Origin of the sequence: Roseivirga sp. (assembly GCF_034669765.1) — a bacterium.
Taxonomy (GTDB): domain Bacteria; phylum Bacteroidota; class Bacteroidia; order Cytophagales; family Cyclobacteriaceae; genus Roseivirga.
This window is the reverse complement of the sequence record NZ_JAXMOQ010000007.1, coordinates 134,656-150,846: the sequence shown is the minus strand read 5'-3', so window position 1 is coordinate 150,846 and position 16,191 is coordinate 134,656. Positions and strand designations below refer to the sequence as shown.

The window sequence follows — 16,191 nt, the reverse complement described above, 5'->3', positions numbered from 1 at the left end:
CAAGCACGATGCTACAAATACAATATGTCCAAGGGGGAATACAGACGAAACAGATTTTAGATAATTTAAATAAGGAATATGCAATACACTCAGGAATTTATCTCTGCAGTATTAGAGGTCTTTAAGGAAGTAAAGGAAAATACTAGGACTGTATGGACTTCAGAAGGTCAAACTACATTGAGAATTAAGGCCGCTGATTTTCTTGTTGGAGAGGACTTAATCAAGACATCATCCAATGATGAAAGACTTCACTTAATTACAAATAGAGGTGAGAGTTACTCCTTTGAAGAATTAAGTCAATATCTTGAAGCGGAGCTACAGGATTATTTAAATGAATTAGAGTTACTAAAAAAAAAGAATGAAATCGAAGCCGCAAGAATTAAAAGAGAAGAGGAAAAGCATGATCTCGAAGTAAAAGTCCTCAATACTACCCTTTCAAGTAACAAAAGAGAAAAATATTTCAGGTGGTTAGTAGTCGGCTCATTATTAATTCAAACAGCAAGCTTTTTTTTACCGGAAGGTCCATTTAAAACAACTGAAAAAGAAGAAAGCAAAGTAGAAAGAGACATTAAGCCAAATTTGGACCTAAATGAAAAGAATGACTCGGTTTTGGTTAAAGAGGATACAATTGTGAATCCTAGAGAATAAGGAAAGCCCATTTATTGGGGATCATACCTCGCACAAAAGGAAGCATCAAAGACTTGACTCGACTGATGCCAAAATTGAGCAACAGTATGATTTAATACTCAATGAAATTTACACTTCTTATTAGGTGTAAAAAGGGGATATTGGTGATTGTTAATTTTAGTTGTAAAAACACTGAATAATGAAAGAATTATTAACTCTACTAGTACTATGTTGTTTCAGCAACTTTGTAAGTGGTCAGTTTATCCCTATTGAGTTTCACGGGGTTCATATAAATAGCGATCAATTAAAAGAGGATGCTGGCTGGAGTCAGTATGCTGATAAAGAAGGATACATGGTTTCTAACTCCATTCAAGGGTTTGATGCTGTATTTCAAAAAAAGTCATCCGAAGGAGTACAATTCAGCTTTGGCAAAAAGAATCCAACCTATTCATTCTATAAGAGCGTACTTTTTGATATTTCAAAGGATTTTGGTGCGGTGAAAAACGACCTGAGTATTGGCGAAGTCGATAATATGACACCTGACCAATTAGATAAATCCATTAAGAGGGGATTAGTATCAATAGATAAAACATTCATTACTCGGGGAACATATGTATCAATTGAATGGAACAATGAGTCGTTCTATGTTAAGTTTAGCACCCCTAAGATTGACAAACTAATTACGAATTTATCTCAAAGAATATTTTACGGGGTAAAAATAGACAGCACTAAATATGATAGAAAAGAATGGACAAAAATTGACAATGAACTTCGGCACAAAAGCGAATACTCTAGTCCATTCGAATATATAGCGTTAGATACTACCAATCAAGACGCCTCAATCTACATGTTCTATTCTGGTTTCGCTGGACTACATTTAATAAAGTCTACTTATCTAGAACTAAAGAATCAAAGTGGGCACAATTTCGATTATAATTTTCTACATGAAGAAGACTGGTTAGCCGAATTACTGACAGGGAAGGAAATTTCTGATATGTGGCTTGATGTAGAAAATGAACTACTAATAACCTTTTCTGTCGAAAAATTAAAGCTCTCTATATTGTTCATCCACACCAATACGGAAATATACAAAAAGGCAATTAAAAGATAGGTAAAAAGAGACTCATTCCACCCTACGGGTATCTAAATATATTAGTGCTAATTCGATTCTTGGAGCTAAATGCATTAGCTTTTTTAAATGGATTTGAAAACAGGTTTTTACATTGTCGAGGTCAATGATTCGGTCTTTTATTTTCTTTATGTGGCACAAAAAAAGGATTGAATATCCTATCAGATTGACAACTCAAGCCCTCAAAATTTGGAAAGCGGTGTAATGATACTGCATATAATTTGCAGCTTAATTTATGGATTTAAACATGCCAAAGAAGATTTCAAAAGACTCTCCTCTTGAAAATGTTAAAATTAGTAAGCTTGCAAAATTGGTGGCATTAATTCGGGCATTCAATAACTTAAAAAAGAATACTTAGAAAATGAATTTTATGCAACCGAACAAGCAGAAAGAGAGTACACCAGACTCATCTCAGAAGGATGGGGATCAAGAGAAAAAGCCACTAACAATGCTTCAAAATATGGCGATATTGAGCAAGGTAATAAGGGTGCAAAGAGAGAAGAGAAAGTAGTAAAAAATGGAAAATGGTACAGAGCCGACTTGTTTTTTGACTTATTGGCCGTTTTCAGATTGGCCAATAGTTTAAGAATGTAAGTGACATTGATTTCATCACGGTGTATCAATTCCAGTTCAAAGTCTACGTATTCCAGAATAGAGACTTTCTCTTTGTCGTTTCCTTGCTTTACTTTTTCGTGAAGGTCAAAGTACTTGCTTTTGTAATCTTCGAACTGTTGTTCAGGCATGGCCACAGCTTTAAAATGGACCATTTTTAAATTAAAACCCCTCATTTGATAAGCTCTATCCATACTAAAATCATCGTTTCAGTTTATTTTAACTGAATATTATCCTTTGATAGTGACAAATGGTGCGGTAGCTTCTAGCAAAAAGATTAGATTGTACCTTCAAAAATAGGCTTAGCATGTCTGAAACACTTAACCAAAACCCAGAACAAATTGCGAGAGACAAAATTGACCAAATGCTCAAAGAGGCAGGATGGTTGGTTCAGTCGAAAGACACCGTCAATTTATCTGCGGGAATTGGTGTAGCACTACGAGAAACCAACACCGAGTCAGGTTCTGCGGATTATATACTTTTTGTGAATGCTAAAGCGGTTGGGGTAATTGAGGCAAAGGCTGAAGACTTGGGCTATAAACTATTACAAGTAGAAGAACAGTCGGCCAGATATGCTAAGGACGCCATCAAGATTGGCAAATTCACATTAGAAAGTGAGAAGCCATTCGTTTATGAAAGTACCGGAACGATAACAAGATTTACAGACTACAGAGATCCAAAACCTAGAGGACGAAACGTGTTTTGGTTTCATAAACCTGAAACTTTTGCCGAATGGATCAAGCAAGGGAAAAGCCTAAGAGAAAGATTTTTGGCTACGCCTGCTTTGGATACAACTGGACTCAGACCGGCACAGATTAAAGCAGTCAATAATCTAGAATATTCCTTTAAAAAGAATCGCCCAAAAGCCTTAATTCAAATGGCTACTGGGGCGGGAAAAACATTTACAGCAGCAACATTCGTATACCGACTTTTAAAGCATGTAGATGCCAAGCGCATCTTATTTCTGGTGGATACCAAAAACTTGGGAGAGCAGGCAGAACAAGAGTTTATGACCTTTCAGCCCAACGATGACAACAGAAAATTTACGGAGCTTTACAATGTACAGCGTTTAACTTCTAGCTACATCGCTTCCGACAGCCAAGTATGTATTTCCACAATTCAACGCCTTTACTCTATTTTAAAAGGAGAAGAATTAGATGAAAGTGCGGAGCTCGATAATCCAGAAGAAAACTCCTGGATCAAACAACAACTGACCAAAAAACAGGCGATTCCTGTCGAATACACACCAAAAGTACCAATTGAGCAATTCGACTTTATTGTAATTGATGAATGCCATCGTTCCATCTACAATTTATGGAAACAGGTACTTGATTACTTTGATGCTTTTCTGATCGGATTAACTGCCACGCCCGACAAACGCACCTTTGGGTTCTTCAATGAAAATGTGGTTAGTGAATACACCTATGAAGAATCGGTAACCGATGGAGTGAACGTACCTTACGATGTATATACCATAGAAACCGAGATTTCGAAAAAAGGGGGATTAATCAAAGCAGGTTGGTTTATAGATAGACGAGATAAGCTGACCCGAAAGAAAAGGTGGACTCAAGAGGATGAAGACACTGAATACAAGCGCAACGACTTGGATAGAAAAGTGGTCAACCCGAGCCAAATCCGAAATATTATTAAGGGATACAAACGAGCACTTAAAACAGAGATCTACCCTAACAGAGTGGACAAAGATGGTGAATACGAAGTACCAAAAACATTGGTATTTGCCAAAACCGATAGCCATGCTGATGACATTATAAAAATCATCCGTGAAGAGTTTGACGAGGGAAACGACTTCTGCAAAAAAGTAACCTATAAAATCGAAGAAGACCCAAAATCAGTGCTGAATAGGTTTCGAAACTCTTATTATCCACGTATTGCTGTAACAGTAGATATGATAGCTACTGGCACAGATGTAAAACCTTTGGAGGTGTTACTCTTTATGCGTGACGTAAAAAGTGTCAACTACTTTGAGCAGATGAAAGGCAGGGGAACTCGTACTATTAATAGCGATTCATTACGACTAGTTTCTCGCACTGCTAAAAGTAAAACCCACTTTGTAATTGTAGATGCTGTAGGCGCTATAAAATCTAAAAAGACAGACAGCAGACCTTTAGAAAGAAAGCCTACCGTTGCCTTAAAAGATTTATTAGGTGCAGTGGCCATGGGCATAGCAGACGAAGATTTGTTCTTATCATTGGCCAACCGCTTAATCCGGTTAGAAAAACAAATCACTGATAAGGAAAAAGAGAAACTGCTAGAATATTCGGATGGTAAAAACCTAAAGCAAATCACTAAGGAATTACTCACCGCCTACGACTCGGATGAAATTGATAACAAAGCGCAGGCAGAAATTGATAAAATACCCATAGAAGACCGCACACCTGACCTCATTGAAAAAACTAAGCAAGCAACACAGGCAGCCCTTATACAACAAGCTACATCTACCTTTAACGGAGGGTTGAATGATTACCTAGAAAATGTTAGAAGAGAGCATGATCAAATTATAGATAGTTTAAACATTGACACCGTTACTAAATCAGAGTGGGACACTACTTCAGTAGACAAAGCGAATGAAATAGTAAAAGATTTTAGTGCCTACCTGGAAGCTAATAAAGACGAAATAAAAGCCTTGAGTATTTTCTACAATCAGCCTTACAACCGTAGAGAAATCACTTTTAAAATGATCAAAGAGGTGTTTGATAAATTGACTTTAGAGAAACCATTATTAGCCCCTGACTACGTGTGGAATGCTTATGCAACTTTAGAGCATGTAAAAAGTGAGCCGCCAAAAGATGAACTTACTGCATTGGTTTCTTTAATCCGAAAAGCTTGTGGGATTGACAGTGATTTGAAAGCCTTTGACAATACCATTGAAGTCAATTTTAACAAATGGATTTTTGACCAACACACTGGAAACCGTAACCGCTTTACACCAGAACAAATAGACTGGTTGAAGATGATCAAAGACCATGTGGTGAGTAGCTACCATATTGATCTAGATGATTTGGATTATACCCCTTTCGACAGTCAAGGTGGTAGAGGTAAAATGTTTAAGCTTTTCGGAAACGAGATGAATGAAATTATTAGCGAACTAAACGAAGTGCTTGCCGCTTAACAAAATGGGATTTCACTCTTACTTAGTCGAAAAATTCAATACAACACATGAAAACCGATTTTTTAGGCATTTGAATAGTAAGCTTAATCAAGCTTTTAGTGATAAAGATGGAAGCCATGTTTTAATTGGAAATGTAAGTGTTGACGGACAATCATTAGATGCAATTTTCATTAAAAGAGGTGCTATCATAGTAATTGATTTTAAAGATTACTCTGGTGAATTAACATTCTCAGAAAATGGACCATGGAAAATAAAATACAAGAACCAGCTTGTTTTTGTTTCAGGAGGTGCAGTATCGAGAAACCCATTCCAGCAAGTTAAGGCCTATCGCTTTTCGCTATTTCCTTTATTAAATGAGAAGGAGTCTGAAATACTTGAGCCTAATCATACAGTAAATTGGGATCATACCAATGCCATGATTCTCTTTCATGGGGATATTAGATTTGATTCAAAAGAAATTCCGGACAGGGCGAAGAGATTCTTTCATATTACTGACTTCAAGAATATTGTCAGAAGTTTAAACGACTGTTACTCTGACAAACTAGAATTGAGTGATACGGAAATTGATAATATTCTAAAAGTACTTAATGTAGGCTTTGAAACTCTTTACTCCGATGACGAAGACCTTGAAGATTCTCAAGCACTAGAAAGCAATTCTTTAGCCCCAGTTCGACTTGATAGAATTAGACAGATCATTCCTGATGAAGCATTTCAGAATGATTTTGTCAAGGCATTGAGCTTTTACTATTCTATGATAGGAATTGAAAGGATGAAAGATTCTGAAATATCAGAAGTTCACCAATTCCCAATCGATTGGTCTAAAGTTGAGCCTGATTACTTGACCATAAATCTTGAACAGAACGAGAGTTTCCATGATGTTTTCAGAAAGAATCAATCTCAAAGGTTTCCAAAAAACTTATTCTTGAGCATTGATTTCCTTATGGAAGGAAAACAGGTTCCACTTTTATATAACATCATAGTTTCCTCTGAGATAGATGATATAAGAGAGATTAGAGTTAATCTAAACGATTTTATTCTATTCAAAAAAATCTTACAGGAACTCGATTTAACAGAAGATACTATTGAAGAATTAACAGTCCTTATAAATGAAGCAGAAAATTTAGATAAAAGAATTTTTAGTATCAGGGAATATTTGGATGTTTCATTAGAAAGGCTGCAAAACCTATCTCTTGGGCTTAGTTCAGAAAGTATTTATACCTCACAAATGCAAGCTGAACTTAGACATTTAATTGTTGGCAAGACTGCTATTGAAGGAGAGTTATTTAAACAGTTCATACTTGGTCAAGAAATTAAAAACTATAATAAGAAGCAGATCACCCGCATAATCCCAATAACACCTTTAAATCAATCTCAAAGAAAAGCCATAGATCTAGGTTTGAATCAACCTTTGACTGTAATTACTGGCCCTCCAGGTACCGGTAAAAGTCAAGTAGTATCTAACCTTATTGCCAACATAATTTACAATGGCAAAACAGTGCTTTTTGCTAGTAAGAATAACAAAGCGGTTGATAATGTTCAAGAAAGGTTATCCGACCTTTTAGATACAGATTACTTTTTGCGATTAGGCAGTTTTAGTCAAATTGAAAAGCTAAGCGAAACGCTTGGTGGAATAATTTCTGATATTAAAAATGATTCATTAGACGACTTCTCCTTCGAATTAAAAGAATCTAAACAACATATGAATTCTATTTTCGATGAGGTTAGATCCAAAACTGAGAAGATTGAATCGATCCCCATTATTGAAAAAGAATTAGAGATCTTAAAAACAAAGGAAAATATACTCAAGAAGGATTATACGACTTGGCTAGAGAATAAGTCGCCTAAATTGATTGAAGCTTTTATTGAAAATGCCGAAAAAATTCAAGTAACGAAAAACGAATTGAATGAACTTCAAAATGAGATTCAGAAAGCAAATACAGGCCTTTTTAGTAGACTTAGATACTCTTTGTTTAAAAAGAAGAATGTTAAAGATCGTGTTGCAAAAATTAATAATGAATTACCCGAAATAATATCAAGAATAGTTGATGATCAAGCCCCAGCGGCTAGAATAGACCTAGATGAGGGGGATGCCTTTTTGGCTAATCTGGAATTGATAAGAGACCTTCGTGAAGAAGAGGACTTATTAAAGGATGATCACTCAAAAAAAACAAAGGCATTAAAAGATGTTCAGAAAAAAACAAATTCACTAAAGAAGACACTTGCAATACTTGAAGAAAATAAAGAGAAGTTTATCGCAAGAATAAGTGAGTTAAAAAATGAAATTCAGGATAAAGGAATTGAGTTGCTTCAGTACTTTATTCATGAAGAATTAAGGAATGCAGACACTAGGTTTATTAGTGAATATTTGAGCTATGCAAAAAATGGACTACCAAAGGCTCATTTTGACGATGTTGATGATTTCAACCTAGTAGCTAGTAAGTTCCTCTCGGTATTTAAAGCAATTAGTATCACTAATTTATCTATTAAAAAGGCTTTTTTACAAGAAGCTCAATTGTTCGATTATCTAATAATAGATGAAGCAACACAATGTGATATAGCCTCTGCAATACCAATGATCTATAGGGCTAAGCAAGTGGTTATACTCGGAGATCCTCTGCAGTTACCACATATTACATCTGTTAAGAAACATGAGCAAGATTTTGTAAGGCAACAGTTAGAACTACCAAATGTAAGGTTTAATTATATCGAAAATTCGCTCTTTTCGCATTGTGATATGATTGCTCAAAAATCTGGTTTTGATAGCGTATTTCTAGAAGAACACTATCGATGCCATCCAGATATTATAGGGTTTAGCAATAGGTATTTTTACTTACCAAAAGCAGGACAAGAGTTGGTGGTTAAAACTAATAAAAACGACTTTAAATATGGTAAGCCTGGAATACACTGGATTGATGTTGTTGGAGAGGTTGAGGCAAAAAACAGGAATAAAGCTGAAGCGGCTAAATGCACTGTTTTAGTTCAGACTTTAATAAGAGAGAATCCGAAGGCTAGCATAGGAGTCGTTACCCCTTTCAAAGATCAAAAGAGACTACTTGAAGACAAATTGGAAAATGAGAGAAATAGTCATGATTTGGTGATTGACACTGTTCATAGGTTTCAAGGAGATGAGAAGGATATTATGGTTTTAAGTATAGTGTTGACAAATGGGTCTAGGCCTTCTCTGGCTAACTTTATAAATGAGTATCAACCTTATCTATTAAATGTTGCAATTACGAGAGCAAGAAGTGCTTTATACATTGTTGGTAATAAGGATTATTGCCGTAGTCTAAAGTCTGGATATGGGGGTGCCTCCCTCTTAGGAAGGTTAGTCGACTATGTTGATCAATTAAAAAATTCATCAAACTAATTTTTTTTGAAAATGGGACTTTTAGACTTTTGGAATAAGCCTAAAGCAGGTATTAAAGAGACATTATCTCAGGCAATCAGTTCTGGTATGGCAATAAAAATTGAGTACAGAAATTATGATGGTGCATCAAGCAAACGAAAGGTAAGCAAGGTTCAATACCATAATGAATACCAAGCGGAAGGCTATCATAATGCTCATATTAGAGGCTACTGCCACCGAAGAGAAGAGGAAAGAACATTCAAAATTGATAGGATTATCTCTATTGAGTTAGTGCGTTAATTAAAAAAATTCAGTGAGATTGACTCAAAATAAGATATGATTTAAGTGCGTAATTCATACATTTACTATGCAAACACTAATGAAATTCGAGAACAAATTTGACATAGGAACGGGTTGCTATACAACTGCTGATATAGCTAAAATCCTACATGTACCTTACAGTAAGGTACATACTTGGATGGTAATCTATTGGGATGGCAAACTGGGTAAAGAACTTGGTCGGAATTACTCGTGGCAAGCCGGTAATTCCAAGGCAGTTAGCTTTCATACCCTTGTCGAATTTTATGTAATGATGCTTCTATCTGAAGCAGGTGTTAAACCTAAAGAGGTACTCAAGGCGCATACTGTTCTTTCTGAAACCTACAATACACCTTTCCCTTTCGCACGGAAAGAACTTTTATCTGGAATAAAAACAGACGGAAAGAGAATTTATCTCCATTTTGAAGGAACAACTATTGACTTAGATGGATCAGGTCAATTGAATCTTGACTTTATAAAAACTTTTTTTAAGAACTTAGATTTTGATGGAAACGAAATAGCAAGTCGTTTTTGGCCAATGGGCAGGAAGAGTTCTATTGTTGTAGATCCAGAAAGGAAGTTTGGCCACCCTATAATTGACGGTCATAATATATATCCGGAAGTTTTGAATGGAATGTACAAGGCAGGCGATGCGCCAGAATTTATCGCTGCTTTATACGACATATCACCTAAGGCGGTAAAAGATGCCATCGCCTATTGCCAAGCCGCATGATCATTTATGTAGATGAAAACTTAGCCCCTGTACTGGCCAAGGGCTTTGATATACTCCAAAAACCACTCAATAAAGACCCTAAATACAAATTGAGAGAACCGATTGAGGTAAGATCAATTGAATTAGAATTTGGATCAGGAATTAAGGATGAGGAATGGATACCTCTTGTAGCTAAAGATAATGCTTGTGTTATTACCCAAGATTTGAACATAAATAGAATTCGTCATCAACGTGAATTGTGCGAAGCACAAGGTTTAGGTATGTTTTACCTAAAGCCTCCATCGAAAAATGGCCTTTCTTATTGGGATCAGTTAAAACTTATAGTGAAACATTGGGAAGAGATAATTAAAAAAGCGAGTAAGGAGGAGAGACCTTTTTCGTATAAAATTTCACAGGGTTCATCAAAACTTCAAAAGATCTAATGAGAAAAGATTGGGAAAGATCTTCCAACTCTTCGGAAATGAATGAAATAATTAATGAACTCAATCAAGTATTAGCAGTATAATGGCATTAGGATTAACACCATATCAAATCATTGAAAAGGGCACTCATCCACAATTAGTTATTGCTGATGAATGGGAAAGAGTAGAATTAAAAAAAATCGCTTCTGTTCAAAACGGCTATGCCTTTTCTTCTAAACTATTCAATAGAACTGAAGGCATGCCGCTAATCAGGATTAGAGATATTTTTTCAGTCGAAACCGAGAATTTTTATCTAGGCGAATACAATGAAGATTTTGTTGTAAACAAAGGAGATATAATTATCGGCATGGATGGAGATTTCAAAGTCTCTAAATGGCCAGGTAATAAAGGATTATTGAACCAACGGGTTTGCAGAATTCATTTTAACTCAGCCTACTATGAAAAAGCATTTTTATTTATCTGTATTCAACCTTATCTAAATGCAATACATAGCGAAACGTCTGCTGTAACAGTAAAACATCTCTCTTCAAGAACAATTAGTGACATTCCTTTCCCTCTACCACCCCTCCCCATCCAACGCGCCATAGTAGCCAAAATAGAAGAACTCTTTTCTGATTTAGACAAAGGCATAGCCGACCTCAAAAAAGCACAAGACCAATTAAAAATCTATCGTCAAGCGGTGTTGAAAAAAGCTTTTGAGGGGGAGTTGACGAAGGAATGGAGAAACAGCAACACCTACACAATGCAAGATTTCTTGCAAAAGCTGAAATTAGAAAAACTGAAGGCTATCAAAGAAAAACTAATTCCGAAAGGAGAGTATTTCCCTAAATATGAATCGAAAGACCTGACATACAATCCTCCTCAGAATTGGATTACTCTTCCATGGAAAACGCTTTGTGCTAATAATAAGTACGCTATGAAAAGAGGGCCGTTTGGCAGTGCTTTGAAAAAGGAATTCTTTGTCGAAAAAGGCATTGTAGTTTATGAGCAAGGACACGCTATTAATGATGAACCATATCGCCATAGATATTACATAACAAACGAAAAATTCAAAGAACTAAAAGCTTTTGAAACAAAGGCAGGAGACATGATAATAAGCTGCTCCGGAGTAACTCTTGGTCGAATTTGTCTATTACCTGAAGATGCTGATATAGGAGTAATTAATCAAGCCCTGCTAAAAATAGATATGGATGAGTCTATTATGTTAAAGCGTTATTTCATTCAACTATTTAGATCAGGATCATTTCAGAGATTAATTTTTCAAAAATCATTAGGTTCTGCGATGCCCAATATGGTCGGTATGGCTGAATTAAAGGAAATTCCGATTCCTATTCCTCCAATTGAAGAACAACACCAAATATTAAAAGAAATCGAATCTCGCCTTTCTGTATGCTATAAGGTAGAGGAAAGCATTACCGAGAGCTTAGAAAAAGCCAAAGCACTACGCCAAAGCATTCTAAAAAAAGCCTTTGAAGGCACGTTGCTTTCCACAGCAGAAATAGCCAAATGCAAGCAGGCAGAGGATTATGAGCCGGCTTCGGTTTTATTAGCGAAAATCAAAAAGGAGAAATCATGAGTCTAGACATCATCACTCACTTAGTCGGGCAAAAAACACCCTATGAAGAGATTAACTCATTTTCCAATAAACCGGGGATATATGCCCTCTTTTTCATTGGATCGGATTTTCCTTTGGAAAACTGCAAGCCCAAACAGGATCAAATTATCTACATCGGTAAAACAGAATCGAGCCAAGCCTCTCGGGATCGTGATACACACTTTGCCGATGGCAAAACAGGCAGCTCTACCCTACGAAGAAGCTTTGGCGCTATGCTTAGGAAGAGCCTCAACCTTATACCAATTCCAAGAGGGCTTGCTGACATAGAGAAAAAGCGAACAAGCCATTACAAGTTTGATGAAGCATCAGAGAAAAAGTTGAGCCAATGGATGAGAGCGAACTTAGCTTTGTCTTTCCATGAGCACAATGGTTCTTTGTCAGCACTCGATGAACTAGAAACGCGTCTTATTCAGATGCAAGTGCCATTGTTGAACATCGATCGAAAGAATCAAGGTAATCCATCTAAGTCAATCATCAGTGCGTTACGGAAAGAAACAGGAATGATCGCTTATGGCGATCCTCATAGTGACCCTAGCCCGAAAAAGAAAATTGTTAAAGCAACAGCACCAAGGGCTATATCAGCGGATGTACACAAATACGAAGACATTTGGAAACAAGTGATTCCAACAATATTAGATGCTCTTAAGGAAGGTAGATCAACCGATATTTATATCGGAAAAGCTCCTTTTGCCGCAGTCGGAAACCGGAAATCCTATACGTTTAACCTAGAATTAAACAATGGCCAAGTAGCTAATAACATTAGTGGAAGTGCCGTTGCAAGGGATTTGGCCAGAGTGTTATCTAACCATTCAGAATTCATGAAGCTGTCGAAAGGCAGACAATTAATAATCCGATTGGATAAGCAGTTTACCCTTCAGGTGAAGAGTTAAATTGGAATAAAAATTAAAACTTAGATTAAGGATGGCAGAGAGTTATTTTTCCGATATCCAGTTTTGGAAACTTGGGTGTAATTGGGATTCGAATGAGCCTAGTTTCTACAATGTACTTATTCGAAAAAGTTTTGTAATAGGTTATGAATCGAACGGGATTTATAAGCAGGATGACATAGTGTTAATCGCTGAGGGGCACTCCGTGAAAGCTATCGCAAAGGTTAAAAGTAATGCCATTCCTATTTATGATAATAAAGAATTAGTTAGCGAATTCAGTGCTTATAATGTCAAGAGGTTCGATAAGATATCTTATTACGATGCAGAAATTTTAGTTCTAAGCAACCAGCAAGTATTCAAATACAAGTTACAACAAGGAATAGTAAAAGTTCATTTAGAAAAAATAAAGAAAAAAGCAACTGAATTATGGTTGGGTTCAAAAGCTATTCCGGACAAGCGAATTATGCGGTTAACTTGGAATTCAAACAATTGGGAAACTCCAAGTGGACACTCTTGGCGTCCAGAAAATCAAGGTAATACCAATATTGCATACGAGAACCAGTATGGCTATGGCCACGAGGAATGGTTGTTCAATGAAAGGTTTAGATTAGATGGATATCAGTATGGTTATGTAAGAGGGGTAGATGGCCTCTCACAGAAAGCTGAACGAATTGACCAGATAACACTTTATACAATAAGAGACGATCAGCAAAGATGTTTGGTTGGCAATCTCTATAATGTTGAAATAATTGAGGGGTATGAAGAAGAATTAGCTAAAATCGCACAATTGCTTGAGTCGAATCATGCCACAATGAAGGCTGAATTAAAAAGTGTAAATGCTGACTACAGAGTCTTCCGAAAAGGTGAATACTCTCCGAATATTAAATTTAAATGGAATGAAGCGGAGTTATTCAATGAACCGTTTTCAGTTGATTTCCTCGATGGCCCTGAATTTAACCGATTTATGCCATATCATTTATCTGAGGAATTAGAGGTGCTACTCAAATCATCATTTGCGAAAAAAATCAAATTTGATTTTCAGAGTGGTAAAGCTTCAAGTCAAAGTGAGTATACCAAAACAACTTCTGGTAAGCAATCTAAGGTGATAAGAAGGCATAGTGAGATCACCGATAATCTATATGATTACTTAATTTTAAAAGGATTCGGTAAAAGACAGATATCGGTAGAAAAAACTCGTGTAGGAGGTGCCATTGTTGATGTTGTACTGAAGCAAAATGACGAGTTTGATTTATTTGAAATCAAAACAAGCAATACTGCTCTCAAAAACATTAGACAGGCAATAGGTCAGATCTTTGAATACGCAATGCTCGATGCTGATATCACTTGCAATCGTTTAATTATTATTGGCCCTGCTCGAATGAGCGATATTGAAAAGGCCTACTTTGAAAGGCTCAAAAAGTTGATTCAAATAGACTTAGAATATTGGGCTTATATACCAGAGGAAAAGGAAATTAAAAACAAGTTCAAGGAATGACAGACTCTACAATAATTTCAAAAATTTGGAACCTCGCTGGCGTATTGCGTGATGATGGGGTGGGCTATGGCGATTACTTGGAGCAAATCACCTATTTGCTGTTCCTTAAAATGGCAGACGAGCTCAATAAGCCGCCATACAGCAAAGGCCTTGTTTTCCCCAAACTGAAAGATGTCGATGGCAATGAAATTCCTGATGGCGAAATCTGTGATTGGGAAACACTTTCTGGCAAAAGAGGTGCTGAGCTGGAATCATTTTATAGCCAATTGCTCCGTAGTTTATCTACTGAAAAAGGAATGTTAGGTCAGATTTTCACCAAGAGTCAGAACAAAATTCAAGACCCTTCCAAACTCTTAAAAGTCATCGACTTGATTGATAAAGAGAATTGGAATATGATGGGTGCCGACATTAAAGGAACCATCTATGAAGGGCTGTTAGAAAAGAACGCTATGGATAGTAGCGGCAGTTCTGGAGCAGGACAATACTTTACACCAAGAGCATTGATCAAAGCCATTGTTGCCTGTGTTCAACCAAAGCCACTCAAAACTATTGCAGATCCAGCTTGTGGTACAGGTGGTTTCTTCTTGGCAGCTTATGATTGGGTGATTGCAAACAATTCGCTGGATAGAGAAGAAAAGGAGTTCTTGAAGAATAAAACCTTCTATGGCAATGAGATTGTAGACAATACCCGTAGAATGTGTTTAATGAATATGTATCTCCATAATATTGGAGATATCATTGGCGATACTCCGATTAAGTCTACCGATGCATTGATTTCTGATGATGGTTTTAGAGTAGACTATGTGCTGGCCAATCCTCCTTTTGGGAAGAAGAGTAGCATGACCATCACCAATGAAGAAGGTGAAGCCGAAAAGCAAGACATGAGCTACAACCGTCAGGACTTTTGGGAAACAACTTCAAACAAACAATTGAACTTCTTGCAGCATATTAAAACTATGCTAAGGATTAATGGAGAAGCTGCAGTTGTTTTGCCTGATAACGTCCTATTTGAAGGAGGTGCTGGTGAAGAGGTTCGAAAGCAATTGCTGAAGACAACTGAGCTTCATACAATTCTACGCCTACCTACTGGTATATTCTACGCACCGGGAGTAAAAGCTAATGTATTGTTCTTTACCAATAAGCCTGCGAGTAAAGAAGCCTGGACCAAGGAAGTTTGGTTTTACGATTACAGAACCAATGTGCATCATACCCCGAAGAAGTCACCGATGACCATTCAGCATTTGGAAGACTTTATTGAGCTATATAAGTCAGAAAACCGGAATAAGAGATTGGAAACATGGGATGCTGAAAATGAAGATGGTAGATGGCGTAAATTCACGTATGAAGAAATCGTATCAAGAGATAAAACCAGTTTAGATATATTTTGGCTCAAAGACAAAAGTCTAACTGACTTAGACAACTTACCTGATCCGGACGTTTTAGCGAATGAAATCATCGAAAACATTGAATCTGGTCTGAATAGCTTCAGGGAGATTATGCTCACAATTAATGGCTCAGAAGATTAAACCTTAATATTTCATTTAGTAAATCTAAATTTGAAAGGCTACTGGAGACAATAGCCTTTCTTGTTCCTAATTCTTTCTTATGAATACTCATACCTCAGGGAGGTAATAGGATATTTCTCTTCAATCTTGTCTCATGCAATTTTAAGATTAAGAATTGCGTTTGCAAACGCCATGAAAGCCTGCCATAGTAAGATAAACGGCACTTTCCACACGTTTAAACGCACCATCAACGGCACTGTCAATGCGTTTAAACGCACCATCAACGGGGTGTCAATGCGTTTAAACGGAGAGTCAATGCGTTTAAACGCACCATCAACGGGGTGTCAACGCGTTTAAACGGCCATGAAGCTT

Annotated in this window: 11 protein-coding genes and 1 pseudogene; 11 read left to right on the top strand and 1 reads right to left on the bottom strand. The window is 36.6% G+C overall.

Annotated elements, in window-relative coordinates:
• Positions 1–78 precede the first annotated feature (78 nt).
• Both VOI17_RS14745 and VOI17_RS14740 read left to right on the top strand, forming a co-directional pair.
• On the top strand, positions 79–648 hold the full coding sequence (locus tag VOI17_RS14745) for a hypothetical protein (RefSeq protein WP_323757993.1): 570 nt from the start codon (positions 79–81) through the stop codon (positions 646–648).
• Between the two features lie 178 nt (positions 649–826).
• Entirely contained in the window at positions 827–1,738 is a 912-nt protein-coding gene (locus tag VOI17_RS14740) for a hypothetical protein (protein ID WP_323757992.1), read from the top strand.
• A 557-nt stretch (positions 1,739–2,295) separates the two neighbouring features.
• Here VOI17_RS14740 and VOI17_RS14735 read toward each other — a convergent pair.
• Positions 2,296–2,562, bottom strand: a pseudogene (locus tag VOI17_RS14735) (type I restriction endonuclease subunit R, EcoR124 family); the annotation flags it as partial.
• A 113-nt stretch (positions 2,563–2,675) separates the two neighbouring features.
• Between VOI17_RS14735 and VOI17_RS14730 the strand changes: the two are divergent.
• From VOI17_RS14730 to VOI17_RS14690, 9 genes are all read left to right on the top strand, one after another.
• Entirely contained in the window at positions 2,676–5,498 is a 2,823-nt protein-coding gene (locus VOI17_RS14730) for a DEAD/DEAH box helicase family protein (RefSeq protein ID WP_323757991.1), read from the top strand.
• A 4-nt stretch (positions 5,499–5,502) separates the two neighbouring features.
• Positions 5,503–8,865, top strand: a complete 3,363-nt coding sequence (locus tag VOI17_RS14725) for an AAA domain-containing protein (protein ID WP_323757990.1) — start codon at positions 5,503–5,505, stop codon at positions 8,863–8,865.
• Between the two features lie 12 nt (positions 8,866–8,877).
• Complete coding sequence (locus tag VOI17_RS14720; protein ID WP_323757989.1) at positions 8,878–9,144, top strand: WYL domain-containing protein; 267 nt, start codon at positions 8,878–8,880, stop codon at positions 9,142–9,144.
• A 79-nt stretch (positions 9,145–9,223) separates the two neighbouring features.
• Positions 9,224–9,895 carry a DUF433 domain-containing protein gene (locus VOI17_RS14715; protein WP_323757988.1) on the top strand — a complete coding sequence of 224 codons (672 nt, stop codon included), beginning with the start codon at positions 9,224–9,226 and terminating at the stop codon, positions 9,893–9,895.
• Positions 9,892–10,317 carry a hypothetical protein gene (locus VOI17_RS14710; RefSeq protein ID WP_323757987.1) on the top strand — a complete coding sequence of 142 codons (426 nt, stop codon included), beginning with the start codon at positions 9,892–9,894 and terminating at the stop codon, positions 10,315–10,317. Before VOI17_RS14715 ends, VOI17_RS14710 begins: the two co-directional genes overlap by 4 nt.
• Positions 10,318–10,399: 82 nt before the next feature.
• Positions 10,400–11,893, top strand: a complete 1,494-nt coding sequence (locus VOI17_RS14705) for a restriction endonuclease subunit S (protein WP_323757986.1) — start codon at positions 10,400–10,402, stop codon at positions 11,891–11,893.
• Entirely contained in the window at positions 11,890–12,822 is a 933-nt protein-coding gene (locus tag VOI17_RS14700; RefSeq protein ID WP_323757985.1) for a GIY-YIG nuclease family protein, read from the top strand. Before VOI17_RS14705 ends, VOI17_RS14700 begins: the two co-directional genes overlap by 4 nt.
• A gap of 202 nt (positions 12,823–13,024) precedes the next feature.
• Complete coding sequence (locus VOI17_RS14695; RefSeq protein WP_323757984.1) at positions 13,025–14,314, top strand: hypothetical protein; 1,290 nt, start codon at positions 13,025–13,027, stop codon at positions 14,312–14,314.
• Positions 14,311–15,840: a class I SAM-dependent DNA methyltransferase gene (locus tag VOI17_RS14690; protein WP_323757983.1), complete on the top strand. Its 1,530-nt coding sequence runs from the start codon at positions 14,311–14,313 to the stop codon at positions 15,838–15,840. The genes VOI17_RS14695 and VOI17_RS14690 overlap by 4 nt, the downstream gene beginning before the upstream one ends.
• The last annotated feature ends 351 nt before the right edge of the window (positions 15,841–16,191 follow it).

Excerpts from the sequence above, each read along its gene's own strand:
- VOI17_RS14745 (WP_323757993.1), top strand. The coding sequence starts at position 79 with ATGCAATACACTCAGGAATTTATCTCTGCAGTATTAGAGGTCTTTAAG.
- VOI17_RS14740 (WP_323757992.1), top strand. The coding sequence starts at position 827 with ATGAAAGAATTATTAACTCTACTAGTACTATGTTGTTTCAGCAACTTT.
- VOI17_RS14730 (WP_323757991.1), top strand. The coding sequence starts at position 2,676 with ATGTCTGAAACACTTAACCAAAACCCAGAACAAATTGCGAGAGACAAA.
- VOI17_RS14725 (WP_323757990.1), top strand. The coding sequence starts at position 5,503 with ATGGGATTTCACTCTTACTTAGTCGAAAAATTCAATACAACACATGAA.
- VOI17_RS14720 (WP_323757989.1), top strand. The coding sequence starts at position 8,878 with ATGGGACTTTTAGACTTTTGGAATAAGCCTAAAGCAGGTATTAAAGAG.
- VOI17_RS14715 (WP_323757988.1), top strand. The coding sequence starts at position 9,224 with ATGAAATTCGAGAACAAATTTGACATAGGAACGGGTTGCTATACAACT.
- VOI17_RS14710 (WP_323757987.1), top strand. The coding sequence starts at position 9,892 with ATGATCATTTATGTAGATGAAAACTTAGCCCCTGTACTGGCCAAGGGC.
- VOI17_RS14705 (WP_323757986.1), top strand. The coding sequence starts at position 10,400 with ATGGCATTAGGATTAACACCATATCAAATCATTGAAAAGGGCACTCAT.
- VOI17_RS14700 (WP_323757985.1), top strand. The coding sequence starts at position 11,890 with ATGAGTCTAGACATCATCACTCACTTAGTCGGGCAAAAAACACCCTAT.
- VOI17_RS14690 (WP_323757983.1), top strand. The coding sequence starts at position 14,311 with ATGACAGACTCTACAATAATTTCAAAAATTTGGAACCTCGCTGGCGTA.